The organism is Rhizobium terrae (assembly GCF_003425685.1).
Taxonomy (GTDB): Bacteria; Pseudomonadota; Alphaproteobacteria; order Rhizobiales; family Rhizobiaceae; genus Neorhizobium; species Neorhizobium terrae.
The window spans coordinates 1-1,833 of the sequence record NZ_QJKM01000066.1; the positions used below are offsets into that span (position 1 = coordinate 1).

The following is a 1,833-nucleotide window of genomic DNA, read 5'->3' on the forward strand; positions in this document are numbered from 1 at the left end:
CTTCCCTTCTGACGAAGCTGCGACGAAACTCCTGTATCTGGTCTTGAACAGATCGGAGAAAGCGTGGAAAATGCCACCCAAAGAATGGGCGATGGCAAAATCCCAATTCGCCGTTCTCTTCGCGGACTGCTTCCACGCCGCGAGGGCGTAAAACGAAATGTTTAACCGCACGCCCGTACACGAAATTCCTGACACTCCCAACGCATCCCATTATCCGAACCGTAAGGCGATTTGAACAGCTGGAACATCACGACGAGATATTAGCCCGGATCACGGCGTTACGTGCCCAGGGCGCAACGGCTCAACAAATCGCCGACGATCTTAACGCCCAGGGCTGGTCACCGGCGAAGAAATCCAGATTCGATGCACTGATCGTCCAGAAGCTCCTCGTGCGAAAAGGCCTCGGGAAGAAGCGACCGATCTGGTCGAGCCATATCCCGCGGCACAATGACGACGAAGTGACATTGCAAGAGCTTTCCGAGAGGCTCGGTGTTCATCGACAGACCGCCTACGGTTGGCTCAGACGCGGCAAATTGAAAGGGCGTCTCGTTGACGTAGGAACACAACGGATCTGGCTTGTCAGCCTATCACAGGCCTCAACAGGAACCTGAACTGGAGAGTCATCATGGCAAAGCAATTGAGATGGCTTTCTCGAAGCTCAAGGCCCTGCTCAGAAAGGCGGCCGCCAGAACCGTCGACGATCTTTGGTCCGCCGTCGCCGATTGCCTCTCCGCCTTCACCGCCGAGGAATGCCGCCACTACTTCGAGGCTGCGGGATATGACCCGGATTAAATCGAATCTGCTCTAGCTTCATGCATGCCTTGGTAATCCTCCCCGTTTTAACGGGGTTCAGCGGTAGAACTTACGCGGCCATTTTCAGTTTCTGAGCGGGTGTAATGCCGCCAATGCCCATGTTGGGCCGTTCGTGGTTATACGTCCAAAGCCATTCCGTGGCGATCTCCTGCACCTGCGTTATGCTGTCAAAAATATACAGATCGAGCCATTCATGCCGAACAGTTCGGTTGTAGCGCTCGACATAGGCGTTCTGCTGAGGCTTGCCGGGCTGGATGTAGTTCAATGCGATCCCTTGCTTCTCTGCCCATTCGACCAGCTTCGAACTGACGTATTCGGGGCCGTTATCAACCCTGATCGCCAGTGGCTTGCCCCGCCATTCGATTATCTGGTTGAGGCTTCGCACGACCCGCTCGGCAGGCAGTGAGAAGTCAACCTCGATCCCCAGTCCCTCTCGATTGAAGTCGTCCAACACGTTCAGAAGCCTGAACTGGCGACCGTCCGCCAGGCGATCCGCCATGAAGTCCATCGACCAGACCAGGTTCGGCGCATCGGGCACCGCCAGTTCCTCTGGCTTCTCGCGCTTCAGCCGCCGCCGGGGCTTGATCCTGAGGTTCAGCTCAAGCTCCCGGTAGATGCGATAGACGCGTTTGTGGTTCCAGTGATGGCCTTGGACATTGCGCATATACAGGAAGCAGAGACCGAAACCCCAGGTCTTCTTCACCTTCACAAGCCCAAGCAGCAGATCGGCGATATCATCGTTATCGGCATTGCGCTTTGGGCTATACCGAAAACACGTCTCGCTGACGCCAAATGTCCTGCATGCCAGCGCGATACTCACACCGCGTTGCGCCACTGCTTTCTCGGCGTTCGCCATCGAGCTCGAACCAGTGGCGCCACGATGGCTCACCTCAGGCGCTGAGATGGCCGCGTCATTAATGGGATGGTCCGCCTCGTCCTCCTGCCGCATCATGAGGCGGTCAAATCAAAGGAGGTTGCTATGCCTAAACGCAATGCGCCGCTTCCCGCAGCGGTCTATGG

The 1,833-nt window shown here is 56.5% G+C and carries 1 protein-coding gene and 3 pseudogenes; 3 read left to right on the forward strand and 1 reads right to left on the reverse strand.

The genetic code is table 11. From position 1 onward, the window contains the following. The 3 genes and pseudogenes from DMO26_RS33365 to DMO26_RS34080 all read left to right on the forward strand — a co-directional run. Positions 1-151: pseudogene (locus DMO26_RS33365) on the forward strand (IS256 family transposase); the annotation flags it as partial. A 307-nt stretch (positions 152-458) separates the two neighbouring features. Further along, positions 459-611, forward strand: a complete 153-nt coding sequence (locus tag DMO26_RS34705; protein ID WP_226951524.1) for a helix-turn-helix domain-containing protein — start codon at positions 459-461, stop codon at positions 609-611. Between the two features lie 25 nt (positions 612-636). Continuing rightward, a pseudogene (locus DMO26_RS34080) lies at positions 637-792 on the forward strand (IS630 family transposase); the annotation flags it as partial. A 70-nt stretch (positions 793-862) separates the two neighbouring features. Here DMO26_RS34080 and DMO26_RS33375 read toward each other — a convergent pair. Next, a pseudogene (locus tag DMO26_RS33375) lies at positions 863-1,660 on the reverse strand (IS3 family transposase); the annotation flags it as partial. Between the last annotated feature and the right edge of the window lie 173 nt (positions 1,661-1,833).